15 protein-coding genes are annotated in these 15,413 nt (G+C 66.8%); 12 read left to right on the top strand and 3 right to left on the bottom strand.

Features of this window, described 5'->3' with window-relative positions; all coding sequences use genetic code 11:
- Window positions 1–53: 53 nt before the first annotated feature.
- Both R2910_02055 and R2910_02050 read right to left on the bottom strand, forming a co-directional pair.
- Complete coding sequence (locus R2910_02055; protein ID MEZ4411756.1) at window positions 54–1,289, bottom strand: hypothetical protein; 1,236 nt, start codon at window positions 1,287–1,289, stop codon at window positions 54–56.
- A gap of 60 nt (window positions 1,290–1,349) precedes the next feature.
- On the bottom strand, window positions 1,350–1,889 hold the full coding sequence (locus R2910_02050; protein ID MEZ4411755.1) for a hypothetical protein: 540 nt from the start codon (window positions 1,887–1,889) through the stop codon (window positions 1,350–1,352).
- Between the two features lie 369 nt (window positions 1,890–2,258).
- Here R2910_02050 and R2910_02045 point away from each other — a divergent pair, with 369 nt between their 5' ends.
- The 3 genes from R2910_02045 (at window position 2,259) to R2910_02035 (ending at window position 5,096) form a co-directional block, all read left to right on the top strand.
- Window positions 2,259–2,474, top strand: a complete 216-nt coding sequence (locus tag R2910_02045; protein MEZ4411754.1) for a DUF2007 domain-containing protein — start codon at window positions 2,259–2,261, stop codon at window positions 2,472–2,474.
- Window positions 2,475–2,553: 79 nt separating this feature from the next.
- Window positions 2,554–4,575, top strand: coding sequence for a M1 family metallopeptidase (locus tag R2910_02040; GenBank protein ID MEZ4411753.1), 2,022 nt, complete (start codon window positions 2,554–2,556; stop codon window positions 4,573–4,575).
- A gap of 164 nt (window positions 4,576–4,739) precedes the next feature.
- Complete coding sequence (locus R2910_02035; protein ID MEZ4411752.1) at window positions 4,740–5,096, top strand: hypothetical protein; 357 nt, start codon at window positions 4,740–4,742, stop codon at window positions 5,094–5,096.
- A 2-nt stretch (window positions 5,097–5,098) separates the two neighbouring features.
- Here the strand turns inward: R2910_02035 and R2910_02030 are convergent, their stop codons facing one another.
- Entirely contained in the window at window positions 5,099–5,365 is a 267-nt protein-coding gene (locus R2910_02030) for a CPXCG motif-containing cysteine-rich protein (protein ID MEZ4411751.1), read from the bottom strand.
- Between the two features lie 99 nt (window positions 5,366–5,464).
- Between R2910_02030 and R2910_02025 the strand changes: the two genes are divergently transcribed.
- From R2910_02025 to R2910_01985, 9 genes are all read left to right on the top strand, one after another.
- Entirely contained in the window at window positions 5,465–6,169 is a 705-nt protein-coding gene (locus tag R2910_02025) for a hypothetical protein (protein MEZ4411750.1), read from the top strand.
- A 55-nt stretch (window positions 6,170–6,224) separates the two neighbouring features.
- Window positions 6,225–7,349, top strand: a complete 1,125-nt coding sequence (locus R2910_02020) for a DUF4185 domain-containing protein (GenBank protein MEZ4411749.1) — start codon at window positions 6,225–6,227, stop codon at window positions 7,347–7,349.
- Between the two features lie 19 nt (window positions 7,350–7,368).
- A complete protein-coding gene (locus R2910_02015; protein ID MEZ4411748.1) occupies window positions 7,369–7,848 on the top strand; it encodes a GNAT family N-acetyltransferase in 480 nt (159 codons plus the stop codon).
- 124 nt (window positions 7,849–7,972) lie between these two features.
- A complete protein-coding gene (locus R2910_02010) occupies window positions 7,973–8,272 on the top strand; it encodes a type II toxin-antitoxin system Phd/YefM family antitoxin (GenBank protein MEZ4411747.1) in 300 nt (99 codons plus the stop codon).
- A gap of 13 nt (window positions 8,273–8,285) precedes the next feature.
- A complete protein-coding gene (locus tag R2910_02005) occupies window positions 8,286–10,178 on the top strand; it encodes a 2-oxoacid:acceptor oxidoreductase subunit alpha (protein MEZ4411746.1) in 1,893 nt (630 codons plus the stop codon).
- Window positions 10,175–11,131 carry a thiamine pyrophosphate-dependent enzyme gene (locus R2910_02000; protein MEZ4411745.1) on the top strand — a complete coding sequence of 319 codons (957 nt, stop codon included), beginning with the start codon at window positions 10,175–10,177 and terminating at the stop codon, window positions 11,129–11,131. Before R2910_02005 ends, R2910_02000 begins: the two co-directional genes overlap by 4 nt.
- On the top strand, window positions 11,121–12,122 hold the full coding sequence (locus R2910_01995) for a hypothetical protein (GenBank protein MEZ4411744.1): 1,002 nt from the start codon (window positions 11,121–11,123) through the stop codon (window positions 12,120–12,122). The genes R2910_02000 and R2910_01995 overlap by 11 nt, the downstream gene beginning before the upstream one ends.
- Before the next feature lie 4 nt (window positions 12,123–12,126).
- A complete protein-coding gene (locus R2910_01990) occupies window positions 12,127–12,966 on the top strand; it encodes an RnfABCDGE type electron transport complex subunit B (GenBank protein ID MEZ4411743.1) in 840 nt (279 codons plus the stop codon).
- Window positions 12,963–15,413: 2-oxoacid:acceptor oxidoreductase family protein (locus tag R2910_01985; protein MEZ4411742.1), on the top strand; the 2,451-nt coding region annotated here is incomplete at its 3' end. The genes R2910_01990 and R2910_01985, both read left to right, overlap by 4 nt.

The following is a 15,413-nucleotide window of genomic DNA, read 5'->3' as shown; positions in this document are numbered from 1 at the left end:
CCTGTCGCCGTATGCGCCGCGTTAACGAACTTCATGCGAGCGGTTCAGTCCGCTCACTTCACCTGGGCACGAACCCAGATGAACCTGCTTGCACCGGCAGCCAGCGTGCCCGTCAGGTCGGCGGTCACGTTGTTGCCCGCGTTGCTGAAGGTCCAGCCGGCCGCGTCACCGGTCGCGCTATCGTAGGTGAGCTGCACAGGGAGGGGGTCCGTGATCTGGACCACCGAAGACGGGGCAGTTCCCGTGTTGGTGACGGTGATCTTGTACTGGATGAATTCACCGGGCAGCACGCGGTCGGACCCGGTGATGAGGGTCAGCTTGTCATTGCGATACGCCTCCTTCGCCATCGTGAGGCTGGGCATGATGACGGTGAGGTCGGCAAAGCCGTTGTCCGAGACCGTGTTGTTGCCGACGGATGTCGCGGTCAGGAACAGGGAGTCCTTGCTGCCGGCCGCCACGTTCAGCACCGTGTAGACCACGGCGACCGTCTGCGACGTTGCGGAAGCGAGGCCGCTGAGCAGCGCACTGCTGCCGGCGGTGCCGTTCACCGAGACGATGGAAATCGCGGTGCCGGGGTGTGACGCGACGAGGTTGAAGTTGTCCGGGCCGTTGCCGGCGTTCTGGACGGTGAAGGTGAAGGTGTAGTTCGTCGCATTGCTGGGCAGCTGCTGCAGGTTCTGCGCTCCGTCCGGCGTGACGTTCACGGCCGCCGAGAGGTTCGGGGAAACGATGGTGGTGGCCGCATCAGTCACTGAGGGGGTCCGTCGTGAGGCAGCGGTCATCGTGTAGTTGGACGGCAGGCCACCGCGGCCGGCCGGCACGTTGTAGATCACCCGGATGGCCAGCGTGCCGTTCTGGGCCACGAGGATCGAGGCGAGCGCCGCGTTCAGCGTCGTCAGGTCGGCGTAGGTCGTCCCGTTCACTCGGTAGCCGGTGATGACCATCGTCCCGGCATCAGAGTTCACGTCGCTGACCGAGATGCTGTCGTTGCCGTTGCCGATGTTCTGGTAGGTGAACAACAGCGTGTCGGCGGTGCTCGGCGAGGCGGGGCTCACCGAGGCGACGCCGGTCAGGTCGACGCCAGCCACGAATCCGACGGTGACGGAGACGGACGCCGTCACCGGCGTATAGCTGTTGCCGTTGGCGTCGGTGTACGTCACCGTCGAGGTGTTGGTGATGACCGTGCCCTCGGGCGTCGGGCTCTGGGCGTACAGCCCGGAAACCGCGACGGCCAACAGCAGGCCGGTGAGGACCGACAGGGTCCTCTGGATGAAGGGTGTGCGGCGCATGGTGTTCGACTCCTTGTGGGTGGTAAGGTGTGACTTCGAAAACGCTCCTTCGGCGTGCATCTATCGCTCAGCCGGAGCGCCCGAGGGCGCCGGCAGTTCAGCCTTGTACTCCGCGGTCACCTGCGACTTCGACTGCACCCAGCCGCCGACGGTCCAGCGGATGGTGGTGTACTGCGACACCGGCGCCGGCTTGCGCACCGGCTTCCCGTCCACGATCACTTCGATCATCGGCTGCGCCGACCAGGTCTTGCCGCCGTCGATCGAGAAATCGATCGTCACGTCGCTCCGGTCGGCGCCGGCGGAGGCCGCCACATAGCGCAGCCCGCCGGGAATCGGGTTGGTGAACTGGACGTTCCGGAGGGAGTCGGCGTTCAGGTTGGTGAACACCAGCCGGTAGCGGACCACATCGCCGGCCATGAGGGCGTTCTGGTCCCCGCCATTCTGCGCGACGTCTTTGTGTCGCTGGTCGCCGGCCATGAGGTTCGTGGCGGTCATGACCAGCGGTTGCGGGGCGGTCGCCGCCTGGGCGAGCACGCGGCCCGGCAACACCAGTGCGGCCACGAGTGTGAACAGGTGAATCCAGCCAATCCTGCGGTTCATGATGCTTCTCCTCGATCGAGCGGTTTGTAGAGCCGGCCGGAGGCCCCCTTGGGCCACACGACAAACTGACTATTATTTTGACACACGAGACTCCCCAATGGAGAGCACCCCTTGTACCACAAAGTGCAGTTGGCTATGTGACTGTCTTATCATGACTTAGCTTTGTGAAGTGCAGCAATTTGCCTGATCCGGCAGGAATCCATCTGGCGTTATGCGGTAGCGGGGCTGGTATCGGGGAGGGAGGCGGAATTGTGGTGCTGTCCACCGGGATTTTCTCGGCGGCACCGGGGAGCCGCCCGAGGCGGGTTTGGAATTGCGCGAAAGGGGATCATCTTCAAGCGGGAACACACACTCACCCGGGGAACCGACATGGAAGCGAAGTGGATCCAGATCGGCTCGTACAGCACCGGCCTCGAGGCCGACATCGTGCAGGCGCAGCTGGAGAGCGCCGGCATCCCGGTACTCCGGCAGAACGACCAGGCGGGGGTGTTCGGGCCGTCGTTCCAGGGGGCGGTGCCACGGGCCATCCGGCTCTCGGTACCGAGCCCCGAACTCGAGCGGGCCCGGGAACTACTCGAGGAGTGACGCAGCCAGCACGCGATTGACTAGCTTCCATGACGAAACACTGGCCGAAACAGCCACGGTACTCTCGACGAGGTAGAGCATGTCCATCCTCCACGCTTCTCTTTCTGGCGCCGGCCGCCGGCCGCTCCAGCTCCTCCTCTGCGCCACCCTGCTCTGGTCGACCGCCGCGGCCGCGCAGCAACCATCCACATCTGACGCCCCGCCGCCAGTGCCGCCCAGCACCGCGGACACCTCTCCATTCCGCCAACTCGACCTTGGGCCGGTGAATGTCTACCGCACCGCGTCCGGCGTGCCGGGGCCGTCCTACTGGCAGCAGCGGGCCGACTACAACATCCGGGTTTCGCTCGATACCGCGACCCATACGATCCATGGCGAGGAGACGCTGACCTACACCAACAACTCGCCCGACACCCTGCGGTACATCTGGATGCAGGTGGACATGAACATCGGCGCCCCGGACGGCCGGATGGCGCCGCTGGCCAACCCCAATGCACGCCAGGAAGCGGGATTCCAGGCGGGCGCCACCATCGAGCGACTCAATGTGGTGCGCGGGCCTGCCGCCAGGACCACGAAGGCGCCGCTCACGTATCGCATGAACAGCACGATGATGCGGGTCAACCTGGATCGGCCCCTCCCCCCGAAGGGGGTGGTACGCCTCGATATCGCCTGGCATCACCAGATCCCACGGCAGGGCCGCACCGGCCGCACCAAGCAGGGCGACCTGGGCTGGCTCTACCAGGTCGCGCAGTGGTACCCGCGCATGGCGGTCTATGACGATGTCCGGGGATGGAACACCGACCAGTACATCGGGAGCGGTGAGTTCTACCTGGAATACGGCAACTTCGACGTGGCCATCACCATGCCCGCCGGATTCACCGTGACGGCCACCGGCCTGCTCCAGAATCCGACCGAAGTCCTGCCCGCCATGTTGCGGACGCGGCTGGCCGCAGCGGCCAAGTCCGACACGATTGTCCGCATCATCCGTCCCGACGAAGTCGGCACGGCGGCGCTGCTGCCGGCACGCGTTGGTGCCACGCGCACCTGGCGCTGGCACGCGGACAACGTGCGCGACTTCGCGTGGGCCACGGCGCCAAATTACCTGTGGGACGCCAGCAGCTGGAGCGGCATCCTGATGCAGGCCTTCTATCCGCCCTCGCAGCTCGACACCTGGCAGGACGCGGCCGACATGACGCGGCATTCGGTGATGCTGCACTCCCGCTGGTTCCACTACCCCTATCCGAGCGCGGTAAGTGCCCAGGGGCCGGTGGGCGGGATGGAATATCCGATGATGACCTTCGACGACGCCGACAGCCCGAAGGAGCTGTACTACACGATTGCCCACGAGCAGGGGCATGAGTGGTACCCGATGATCGTCGGCTCAAACGAGCGGCTCTACCCGTGGATGGACGAGGGATTCAACACCTTCATCGACTACTTCAGCTTCCGCGACCGCTATCCCGATGACACCACCCGCGTGAAGTCGCTGGAGTTCGGCTACATGGGATCCTGGCAGCAGTTCCTGGCCCGGCGCGGCCCCGAAGAACCGATCATGGTGCCGCAGGATCGCGAGCCGAACGGACTGATGAGTGGATGGAATGCCTATGGACGGCCGGCGGTGGGACTCCATTTCCTGCGGGATCAGGTGGTGGATTCGACGGCCTTCGACGAGGCGTTTGCCGAGTACACCCGCCGGTGGGCCTTCAAGCACCCGACGCCTGCCGACTTCTTCCGCTCGATGAACGACGGGCTGGGCGAGGACCTGAGCTGGTTCTGGCGGAGCTGGTTCTACCGGACCGACCACCTCGATCAGGCGATCGATTCGGTCAAGGTCACGACCACCAACGGCCAGGACCTGGTCCGGGTCTTCCTGTCCAACCGCGGCGACATGGTGGCACCGGTGGCGCTGCAGATCACCTTTGCCAACGGCACCACGCGCTCGGTCAAGCTGCCGGTGGAAACCTGGTTCCGGGGGGACAACGCCACCTGGGCCTTCCGCGCGCCGGCGAGCCCGGCCCTGACCCAGATCGAGATCGACCCGGCGCACGTCTATCCGGAAGTGGACCGGGCGGACAATCTGTGGACGGCGCCCGCGGGGCCGTAGCATGACGGAGCATCCGGCCAGGGGCACGACCACGACCCGGTGGATGCCCCGCCGCTTGTGAATGTGATCAGGGCGCGGTTGGCTGCTCTGGAGGGACGGCCCCCGTGGGGGGGGGCGATTCCCCGATGGTCTCGCGGAGGGGGTGGATGCGGCATCACTCGAAAATGGCAATCGCCCGGACGGCGCTCCTGCTCGGCTTCACGTTACCGCTTCCAGCGTGCATCTCCTGGTCGTCTGCGCGGGGAGTCGAGCCGGTTGAGGTTCCGCCCAACACGCAATACAAGGTATGGACCGCCGATCAGGTGCTCTGGCTCCGGGCCGTGCAGATCACCCCCGATACCCTCAGCGGGATTCCGTTCAAGTTAGAGGCAACGTGCACCAACTGCCGGGTCTCAATTCCGCTCGGCGAAGTTGATTCAATTCGGGTTGGAATCGCGAGCACGTCCAAGACGCTGATCCTCATCGGGGTGGGCGTCCTGATCCCGTTTGTCGTGGCAGCCGTATATGCCGGCTGCTGCTGAGCTCAACCCGCCCGCTCCACCCGCACCTCCACGGCCCCACCGACTCCCAGGCTGACATGGACCTGCCAGGGCTGGCAACAGACCTCGCAGTCCTGCACATAGTCCTGGGTGGCCCCACCGGCCTTGTCGATGACGATCTCGACGATCTCGCCGCAATAGGGACACTCGATCTCGGTCTCGGCGTCAGTGTCGAGATGCTCGGAGAGCGTCCCTGACTCCCACTCCGGTTCCTCGTCGCCATACTCGTCGTCGTGCGCCTTGCCCCGCATGAGTCGCCTCCCTGGCCTGATAGCCCGTCCAAACCTGCCCCCAGTATATCCCCGAGGCGCCGTTTGCACGGACCCGAGGGGCGAGGCATCTTATACCGAATGACTGACCGCCGCTACAACGAACAGGAAGTCGCCGAAATCTTCAAGCGGGCCGCCGAGGCACAGCAGACCGCCCGGCGGCAGTTGCCATCGGGCGAGGGGATGACTCTGGCCGACCTGCAGGAGATCGGCCGCGAGGTCGGAATCCCAATGGAACTGGTGGCACAGGCGGCGCAGGGGCTTGACCGAGCTGGACTGCCGGCGGGCCGGCGGTTCCTCGGCCTTCCCCTCGGCGTTGGCAGGACCGTGGAGCTCGGGCGGCGGCTGACCGACGAGGAGTGGGACCAGCTCGTAGTGGACCTGCGGGAGACCTTTCACGCCCGCGGACATGTCCGCCGGGATGGCTCCCTCCGGCAGTGGACCAACGGCAATCTCCAGGCGCTCCTCGAACCGACCCCAAGCGGTGACCGACTCCGGCTGCGCACCGTGAACGGCAATGCCCGAGGATTGATGCTCAGTGGATTGGCGCTCTTGGGCATTGCCTTGGGACCGGCGGTGGTCCTGGTATCTGAGGGCGGGCTTGGCGAAGCGATCCAACAGCTGCTCCCCCTCGTACTCGCCGGCGGAGTCCTCTTCATGGTGGGCGCCCTCCGTCTCCCCCGCTGGGCCCAGAACCGCGCCCGCCAGATGGAGGGGGTGGCGGCAAGGCTGACGATGCTGGCGAAGTCGCCACCCACCGGTAGGTTGCCATCTCCTGACGAATAGCGCGGGCTGAGACGCCCTCTCGGCCTCCCCACCCAGGTGCACCGATGACTGACCTGTGCCTTCGGGATACCCCCTGCTAGAGCTCGCGCGGCCCGTCGTCGTCCTCGCTGCGTGCACGATCGCGTGCGATGACGCGAGGCCACCCGCCTGCCCTCCCGCGTTTCAGGCCGAGGCATGGGAATCAGCCGACCAGCTCTTCCGCGGCGACCCCAACTGGGTCGGAGCAGACGGTGCCTACTCCGTTGACCTGGGCGCAGGACGCGTGCTCTGGCTCTTCGGCGATACGTTCATCGATCCTGACGCAACGGGCGCTCGGCGGAATCCGGCGACGAGGATGGTGAGCAACACCGTCGCTATCCAGCAGGGGTATGACCCCGCTGGCGCCACCATCCGGTATTACTGGGGCACCGATCTCCAGGGAGTTCCGATCGCCTACTTTCCGGACAGCGGCGAGGTACGGTACTGGCCGGGACACGGCATCCGCATCCGGGATCGACTGCTGCTCTTCCTGATGGAGGTCCATGGCATCCCGACCGGGCTGGGCTTCGAGGTCGCCGACTGGCGGGCGGTCTTGATCGCCAATCCCGACGCGGAGCCATCGAAGTGGGACGTCTCCTGGCTCGACACGCCGAAGAACGAGCTCCAGGCCATCGTCGGCTCCGCGAGCGTGCTCGCCGAAGACGGGTACCTCTACGCCTACAGCTCCCGTGAACCACGCGGCGGCGATGTCTATCTCGTGCGATGGCCGGACACGAGCGCCTACGAAGGCAACCTTCGCGACATGGCGTGGCTGGCCGCGGATGGGACATGGATTGCGGATGGCGTGTCGGAACGCGAGCCCGCACCCGTGATGCGCAATGGCGCGACCGAGTTGACCGTCCATCGGGACGACATCAGCGGATGCTATCTTGAGGTGCAGTCGGTGGGATTCGGTCCTGCTGTCCTGGTGGTGCGCTCCGCCCCGAAACTGACCGGTCCCTGGTCCAACCCCGACACGCTCTATCGACCGCCGGAGTACGATACGCCACGGATCATGATCTACCAGGGAAAGGCGCACCCGCACCTTGCCGGTGCCGACCTCGTCCTGTCCTATTCCACGAACACCTCTGCCGACTTCGACAGCCTCGTCGGGGATTCAACGATTTACTATCCCCGGTTCGTGCGATTCAGTCGGGAATAGCAATTGCCCTGGGAGGATGATGACGATACCCCGCCTCGCCACCCCCGCCGATGCACCGGTCCTGACCCGGCTGATCAACACCGCCTATCGGGTCGAGGCGTTCTTCATCAATGGCGAGCGCATCGCCGAGCCGGAGGTCCGGGCCAGGATCGAAGCCAGCAACTCCGACTTCCTGGTGACCCCTGGGGTGTCAGGTGGCGGGCTGACCGGCGCGGTCTACGTCGAACTCCGCGGCGACTGCGGGTACTTCGGGCTGCTCTCGGTCGACCCCGATGTGCAGGGAACCGGCCTCGGCCGGACCCTGGTGGAGGCGGCGGAAGCCCATTGCCGGGCCGCGGGATGCCGCATGCTCGAGATCGACATCGTCAACCTCCGGACCGAGCTTCCATCGTTCTACGCCAAGTGGGGATTCACACCGGTGGGCGTCACCCCCTTCCCCGCCCCCGGCAAGCTGAAGCAACCGGTCCATATGGTCCAGATGCGCAAGTCGCTCGACTGATTCGCCCCTCGCCGGGCACCGACTCCGACCTTCTGGATTGGCTCATCGCACCTTCATAAGTCCTTCACGACTCCCTTTGCAAACTCCGTCACAGCCTGTTCACATGTACTTGTGAGCGTACGCTATGACGAACCGCAAACTGCCCCGCCTCTGTCCCTCGCAGGACGTGCGCCCGGTTACCGAATTCCGGGCACATGCCTCCGCTTTTCTCCAGCAAATCCGCGACACCAAACGCGCCGTGATTCTGACCCAGCACGGGCGCTCCGCCGCCGTGCTGCTCGACGTCGAGGTGTACGAGGACCTGCTGGGCGAACTGGCGCTCCTTCGGGAGAACAGGGGGCGCGACCGGCACCCCGCTCCACCGACGGAGCCTATCGCCCACGACATCATGGCCGAGCGACGCCGCTTCGGCACCCTCACGTGAGGAAGAACGACTCGTGACCGCTACCTCCAGTTCGACCATCGTGCCGCCGGCGCCGACCATCACGCGCCTGCCCGAGCACACCATCGAAATCGTCTCCGACTCCGGAGAGGGCGCCCAGAAGTGTGGGCAAATCTTCGGCGGCGTCTCTGCCAAGATGGGCAACGGGGTCTGGACCGTCGAGATCATCCCGGCTGAAATTCAGCCCCCGCCGCGGGCTCCCGAGGGGGCCAGTGGGTACCGCATCCGTCTCGGCGCAGGTCCCGTCACCAACTGGGGCGACGCCACCAACCTGGCCATGGCGTTCAATGAACAGGTGCTTGTAGCACGCCACCGCCTGGACGCGCTGGCCCCCGACGCGGTGCTCATCGTCGAGGACAAGTGGGCCACCCACGACGACCCCGAGATCCGGGCGGCCTGGACCGCTGCGATGGAGGAGCTCTCCCACCGGCAGTACCGGATCATCCCGGTGCCGATGGAAGTGGAGTGCCTGACGCTGGTGGACAACCCCCGCAAGGGGAAGAACATGTTTGCGCTCGGGATGCTGGCCTGCATCTACGGGCGGGACATGGAGCGGATCAAGGAGCAGATCGCGCACACCTTCCGGAAGAAGAGCGAGGAAGTCTACGAGCAGAATGTCGCCCTGCTTGAGCTCGGGTTTGCCTGGGCGGAACAGCACATCGACTTCCGGATCGACGTGACGCCTCCGCCGATTACCGAGGCGCTGGTGGTGATGAACGGGAACGAGGCGTGCGGCCTTGGCGCGATCGCCGCGGGGATGGAGCTCTGCTCCATGTATCCCATCACCCCGGCCACCTCGGTGTCGCATTACCTGAGCGAGGTGTTCGAGAAGTTCGGCGGCATTGTCCACCAGGCCGAGGACGAAATTGCCGCCGTGGGCGTGGCGATCGGCGCATCCTACGCCGGGAAGGTGGCCCTGACCGTCACCTCCGGTCCCGGCCTCGCCCTCAAGACCGAATTCCTCGGGCTGGCCATCATGACGGAAATCCCGCTGGTGCTGGTCGACGTCCAGCGCGGCGGGCCGAGCACCGGATTGCCGACCAAGGTGGAGCAGTCGGACCTGCTCGCCGCGCTCTTCGCAAGCCCGGGCGACGCCCCGCATGTCGTGATGGCGCCGGCGACCATCGAGGAATGCTTCCACATCATGGTGACCGCCCGCCGGATCGCCGAAGCGTTCCGCACCGTCGTCATGGTGCTGTCGGACGCCAACCTGGCCACCGGAGTGACCCCCTTCCCGCGTCCCAAGCCCGACACGAGCTGGCAGGCCGCCCCAATCGATTTGGCACCGGTGGCCACGGGCCAAAAGGCATATCAGTGGGATCCGGAGACCGGCCTGTCGCAGCGGATCGTCCCCGGGCAGCCGGGTGGCGCCTATACGGTGACCGGCCTGTCGCACGACGAGGGAAGCAAGGTGGCCTACAGTTCCGGCGTCCACCAGCGCTCCTCAGCGATGCGGAGCCGCAAGCTGGCCGTGCTGCAGTCGCTGCTGACGCCCCCACCGCTCTACGGCGATGCCGAGGGCGACCTGCTCCTGGTGGGTTGGGGAAGCACCAAGGGCGCCATCGAGGAGGCAGTGGACCGGGCGCGGAGCGAGGGCATCCGCGTCTCGGCGGTCCATCTCCGGTTCCTGTCGCCACTCGAGCCGGGCCTCAAGGACATCTTCGCCCGGTTCGCCAAGGTGTGTACGGTGGAAATCAACTACAGCGACGAGCCCGGTGATCCCTATATCACCGACGAGAATCGCCGCCGCGGCCAGCTGGCCTGGGTCCTCCGGGCCACCACACTGGTCGATGTGGACTGCTGGACGCGCGTGCCGGGCGAGCCACTGCGGCCCGGTTCCATCCTCGACGCCATCCGCGAGCGTACCCCGCGGGGAGGTGCAGCATGAGTATCACCTGCGGGCTCCTGCCGGTGCTCCAGCCCGGCGAGCACGAGTCACACTACGAACTCAACGACTATGAAGGCGCCCGCGCGCGCTGGTGTCCCGGCTGCGGCGACCACTCCATCCTGGCCTCGGTCCAGAAGCTCCTAGCCGCCGAGCAGCTGACGCCGGAGCAGACCATGTTCGTCTCCGGCATCGGGTGCTCCAGCCGATTCCCGCATTACCTCAAGACCTACGGATTCCACGGCATCCATGGCCGGGCGCTGCCGGTTGCGACCGGCATCAAGCTCACCCGCCCCGACCTGCAGGTGTTCGTGGTCATGGGTGACGGCGACTGCACCTCGATCGGCGCGGCGCACTGGGTGCACGCCCTCCGGTACAACGTCAACCTGACGGTCCTGCTGCTCGACAACGGGATCTACGCCCTGACCAAGAAGCAGACGTCGCCGACCACGCCCCAGGGATTTTCCAGCAACACGATGCCGCAGGGCGGCGTGCTGCCGTCGCTGAACCCGCTCTCGGTGTCGCTCGGCGTGACCAACGCCTCGTTCGTGGCGCAAACCGCGGAGTGGGTCCCGGCGCATCTCTATGCCACGCTCCGCGCCGCGTATCACCATCGCGGCCTCAGCTTCGTGCGCATCCTGCAGCGCTGCCCGATCTATTCCGCGGCGGTCTACCAGGCGGCGGTGCAGGATCCGGCGAACATCGCGATGCTCATCCACGACGACGGCGTCGTGGTCCCCGAGCTCGAGAAGATCTACCGCTCGCAGGTGCGGCACGATCCACACGATCTCGATGCCGCCCGGCGCGTCGCGAGCTCCACCGACCACATCCATCTCGGTGTCCTCTACCGTGACCCCTCGCGGCCGCGCTATGAGGAAATTCGCCGAGTACCGCCCCGCACGCCGGAAGAGCGGGTCACCCTGATCGACGCGGAGTTGGATCGCTATGCCGTCTGACACTCGATTCACCGACGCGGTCGCGGCGATGGCACAGCCGATCGCCGAATTCCGGTCCCTCATCGAGGGCGCGCTCGCCCAGGCCGAGGCGTTCCTCGTCGAACAGGCCGCGGACGCCGGGCAGCGCGGGCAGCGCGCCGGGATGGAGCTCGGAAGCTTTGCCGCCGGTCGCGTCGACGCCACCCGTTTCGCGGAGCTCTTTCCCGCGGTCAATCCCGTCGAGCCCGCGGCGCTTGCGGCGATGCACCGTGCGATCGCGACCCTCCAGGGGCTGCGCGACCAGGGCGACCAGGCCTTTCTCGTGGACCTGAAGCAGGGCGGCCGCCTCGGTGTCGCGGTCGGCGACGCACTCGCGGAGATTGGCCGCGCCTTCGGCGCCGTCATTCTCTCGGAGGTGGTGCGCGGCGGCCGGTACCAGCCGGAGGAACACGACGCGCTCCTCGATCCAGTGGAATTCCGGTCGTGGAGCAAGGCGGCCCGGCGCTACGCCCCGCCGCTCATCGTCTCGCTCGAGGGCGCCGACCTGCACGTGGGAGCGCTCAGCGACTTCGCCGACGGGCGCGAGAAGATCGTGCTCGTGGTGCGGGGCCCCGCGGCCCCCGCTCCGCTCGCGCGCTGCATCACCCCCGGCACTTTCGTCCTCCAGACCATCGATGGCACCGGCCTCGATCGCGTTGCCACGTTCGACGGCCCCGCTGTGGCGGCCGTCATGCCCGAGGGTTCGGCCGTCTTCCTGCATGACCCGACGGCCGGGCACGAACCGTGGCAGCGCCTGACCGTACGCACCCTCGGCGAGGAACCCCGCAAGGCCGTGGGTGGCACCAGCGCCTGGCAGATGGGGGAAGAGCGGACCCTCCTGGCCGACCTTGGCCGCACCCCCTTCAACATTCCAGTGAACGGCGGATCGGCGAAGCCGGCCGTGGGTGCCGAGGATGCCGTGGACCGGATCGCCAGCTGGCTGCTCGGCCAGTCCGGACTCGCCGGGAGCTGAACCGATGACGATGCTGGCGGTCCTGATCCTCAGCGGGGTAGCGCTGGTCTTCGCGGTCCTGATCGCGCTGGCCAACCGCCGCCTGTGGGTCTGGGAAGACCCCCGGATCGACGTCGTGTCGTCCCTGCTGCCCAACGCCAACTGTGGCGCATGCGGGCTCCCGGGGTGCCGAGCCTTTGCCGAGCAGGCGGTCGAGGGGCTGGTACAGCCGAGTCAGTGCACGGTTGGCACCGATGAGGCACACAAGGCCATTGCCGGGTTCCTCGGAGTCGATGCGGGGACAGCAGTACGCCGAGTGGCCAGGCTGCAGTGCGCGGGTGGCCACGACGTGGCCGGGGCGCTGGCCGAGTACCGCGGGCTGCAGACCTGTTCGGCAGCCACCGCCGTGGCTGGGGGCGGCAAGGGATGCGCCTGGGGATGCCTCGGACTCGCCGACTGCGAGCGGGTGTGCGATTTCGGCGCAATCACCATGACCGATACCGGGCTCCCGTCCGTGGATCCCGCCAAGTGCACCGCGTGCGGCGATTGCGTCGAGGCGTGCCCCAAGGGGCTCTTCACCATGCTCCCGGTGGACACCCACCTTTTCGTGCAATGCAAGAACCTCCTCAATGGCGACGTGGCACTCGAACAGTGCACGGTGGCCTGCACCGCGTGCGGCAAGTGCGTGCAGGATGCCCCCGACGGGCTGATCAGCGTCGCCAGTGGTGTGGCCGTGGTGGACTACAACTTTGATGCGCAGGCCGATCAGGGTGCGATTGCCAGGTGCCCGACCGGCGCGATTGTCTGGCTCAACGGGGTCCAGTTCGTCCCGGAGCCTTCTCTGTCCAGGAGTGCGGCAGCATGACCTCGATCTTTCGGCCCAAGCGCGACGCCAAGGCGCCTGCGCCTCCTCCGTTCCCAGGAACCCTTGAGGCGCTCGACGGCAGCTACGCCGTGGTGGCCATGGAGACGGCCGCCGGAGAAGCGGCCGGTGCGTACCCGATCACCCCGTCGACGCAGATGGGGGAGGGGTGGGCTGCGGCGGTCGCCGACGGCAGCCGAAACGTCAACGGCCGCCGCCTCCTCTTCTTCGAACCCGAAGGGGAGCATGCCGCAGCCGCGGTGACCGCGGGCATGTCGATGGCAGGCCTCCGCTCCACGAACTTCTCGAGCGGCCAGGGCATCGCCTACATGCATGAGTCGCTCTACGCCGCGGTGGGCAAACGCCTCACCTACGTGCTAAACGTGGCGGCGCGTGCCATGACCAAGCACGCCCTCAACGTGCATGCCGGGCACGACGACTACCACGCGGTGGACGACACCGGGTTCTTTCAGCTGTTCGCCAAGGACGTTCAGGAAGTCGCGGACCTCAACCTGATTGCGCATCGAATCGCCGAGCTGTCGCTCAACCCCGGCATCTGCGCGCAGGACGGCTTCCTGACGTCGCACGTGATCGAATCGCTGCGCCTGCCGGAGCGCGAGCTCATCAAGGCCTACCTCGGCGACCCCGCCGACCGGATTCCGTCGCCCACGCCCGCCCAGCAGATGGTGTTCGGCGAGACGCGGCGCCGCATCCCAGAAATGTTCGATCTCGACTACCCCGCGATGCTTGGGGTCGTCCAGAACCAGGAGAGCTACGCCCAGGGCGTGGCGGCGCAGCGCCCCTTCTACTTCGACCACATCCTCGGCCTCACCGACCAGGCGATGGAGGAGTACGCCGCCCTGACCGGCCGGCGCTATGCCCGGATCGGCCGCTATCGGCTCGAGGATGCGGAGTATGTGATCGTCGGTCAGGGATCGGTGGTATCCAACGCCGAGGCGGTCGCCGATTATCTGCGGGCCAAGCGCGGACTGAAGGTCGGCGTGCTCAACCTGACGATGTTCCGTCCCTTCCCCGCCGACCTGCTGAGCCAGGCGCTGGCCGGGAAGAAGGGTGTCGTGGTGCTGGAGCGGACCGACCAGCCCCTCGCCGTCGATCCGCCGATGCTTCGCGAGATTCGCAGCGCGATGTCGCAGGCGATGGAAAACGGCCGCGTCACCGGCGATGAGCTCCCCTACCCCGGCGTCGCCGCCCTCAAGGCGACCCAGGTGCCCGATTTCTTCTCCGGGTGCTTCGGGCTCGGCAGCCGCGACCTCCAACCCGGCGACATCGTGGCGGCGGTCGACAACATGCTCCCGGGCGGCGCCCGGAAGCGCCAGTTCTATCTCGGCATTGACTTCGTGCGGCCGGACACCCGTCTGCCGAAACTGCAGATCTGGCAGGAGCGGATGCTCGACAGCTACCCCGACGTCGGCGCACTGTCGCTGCCGTCCGCCGGGCACATCAACCTCCTACCCGAGAGTTCCACCGCGGTCCGCATTCACTCCGTCGGCGGCTGGGGTGCCATCACGATGGGGAAGAACCTCGCGATGACGGCGTTCGAGCTGTTCGGCATGCAGATCAAGGCCAACCCGAAGTACGGCTCCGAGAAGAAGGGGCAACCGACCACCTTCTACGCCGTGCTCGCGCACGACCCGGTGCGCCTGAACTGTGAGCTCAAGCATGTCAACGTCGTGCTCTCTCCCGATCCAAACGTGTTCCGGCACAGCGACCCGCTCGCCGGACTCGCCGAGGGGGGCACCTTCGTCATCCAGAGCGATCTGACCCCCGAAGAGTTCTGGCTGACCCTGCCGGCGCAGGCGCGGACCACCATCCGCGAGCGGCACATCAAGGTCTTTGTGCTGGACGCCTTTGCGATCGCCCGTGAGGAAGCCAGCGACGTCGAGTTGCGCTACCGGATGCAGGGTGCCGCCTTCCTCGGCGCCTTTTTCCGCGCCTCGCCGATGCTCAAGCAGGAAGAGGTGAGCGAGGCACGGCTGTTCGACGGGATTCGCGACCAGCTGAAGAAGAAGTTCGGCCACCGCGGGGCGGCGGTCGTGGAAGACAACGTCCGCGTCATCCGCCGCGGCTTCGACGAGATCCACCCGGTCGAGGCGATTGCCAGCATCGCCCCCGACGCGCCGGGCACGGTGGCGCACATCCCGCGCATGCTCGATGTGGCGGACGCGGAACCGGGCATCGGCAATCCTGGCCGCTTCTGGGAGCAGGTCTGCTCCAGCTGCACGACAGGGCTGGACGGCATCGCCGACCCCTTTGCCGCCATCAGCGCGATTCCGGCCGCCACCGGCGCGGTGCGCGACATGAGCGGCGTCCGGATGGAGATTCCCGCCTTCGTGGCGGAGAACTGCACCGGGTGCGCCCAATGCTGGACCCAGTGCCCCGACGCTGCGATTCCGGGGCTGGTGAACGGCCCTGAGGACATCCTGAACGCC

The organism is Gemmatimonadales bacterium (assembly GCA_041390145.1).
In the GTDB taxonomy this organism is placed as follows: Bacteria; Gemmatimonadota; Gemmatimonadetes; order Gemmatimonadales; family GWC2-71-9; genus SPDF01.
The sequence above is the reverse complement of the archived record's forward strand: the minus strand, read 5'-3'. Positions and strand labels throughout refer to the sequence as shown.

Coding starts and splice junctions, on each gene's coding strand:
- R2910_02010 (MEZ4411747.1), top strand. CDS start 7,973: ATGACGAACCGCAAACTGCCCCGCCTCTGTCCCTCGCAGGACGTGCGC.
- R2910_02000 (MEZ4411745.1), top strand. CDS start 10,175: ATGAGTATCACCTGCGGGCTCCTGCCGGTGCTCCAGCCCGGCGAGCAC.
- R2910_02035 (MEZ4411752.1), top strand. CDS start 4,740: ATGGCAATCGCCCGGACGGCGCTCCTGCTCGGCTTCACGTTACCGCTT.
- R2910_02040 (MEZ4411753.1), top strand. CDS start 2,554: ATGTCCATCCTCCACGCTTCTCTTTCTGGCGCCGGCCGCCGGCCGCTC.
- R2910_02025 (MEZ4411750.1), top strand. CDS start 5,465: ATGACTGACCGCCGCTACAACGAACAGGAAGTCGCCGAAATCTTCAAG.
- R2910_02015 (MEZ4411748.1), top strand. CDS start 7,369: ATGACGATACCCCGCCTCGCCACCCCCGCCGATGCACCGGTCCTGACC.
- R2910_01995 (MEZ4411744.1), top strand. CDS start 11,121: ATGCCGTCTGACACTCGATTCACCGACGCGGTCGCGGCGATGGCACAG.
- R2910_02055 (MEZ4411756.1), bottom strand. CDS start 1,289: ATGCGCCGCACACCCTTCATCCAGAGGACCCTGTCGGTCCTCACCGGC.
- R2910_02045 (MEZ4411754.1), top strand. CDS start 2,259: ATGGAAGCGAAGTGGATCCAGATCGGCTCGTACAGCACCGGCCTCGAG.
- R2910_02050 (MEZ4411755.1), bottom strand. CDS start 1,889: ATGAACCGCAGGATTGGCTGGATTCACCTGTTCACACTCGTGGCCGCA.
- R2910_01990 (MEZ4411743.1), top strand. CDS start 12,127: ATGACGATGCTGGCGGTCCTGATCCTCAGCGGGGTAGCGCTGGTCTTC.
- R2910_02030 (MEZ4411751.1), bottom strand. CDS start 5,365: ATGCGGGGCAAGGCGCACGACGACGAGTATGGCGACGAGGAACCGGAG.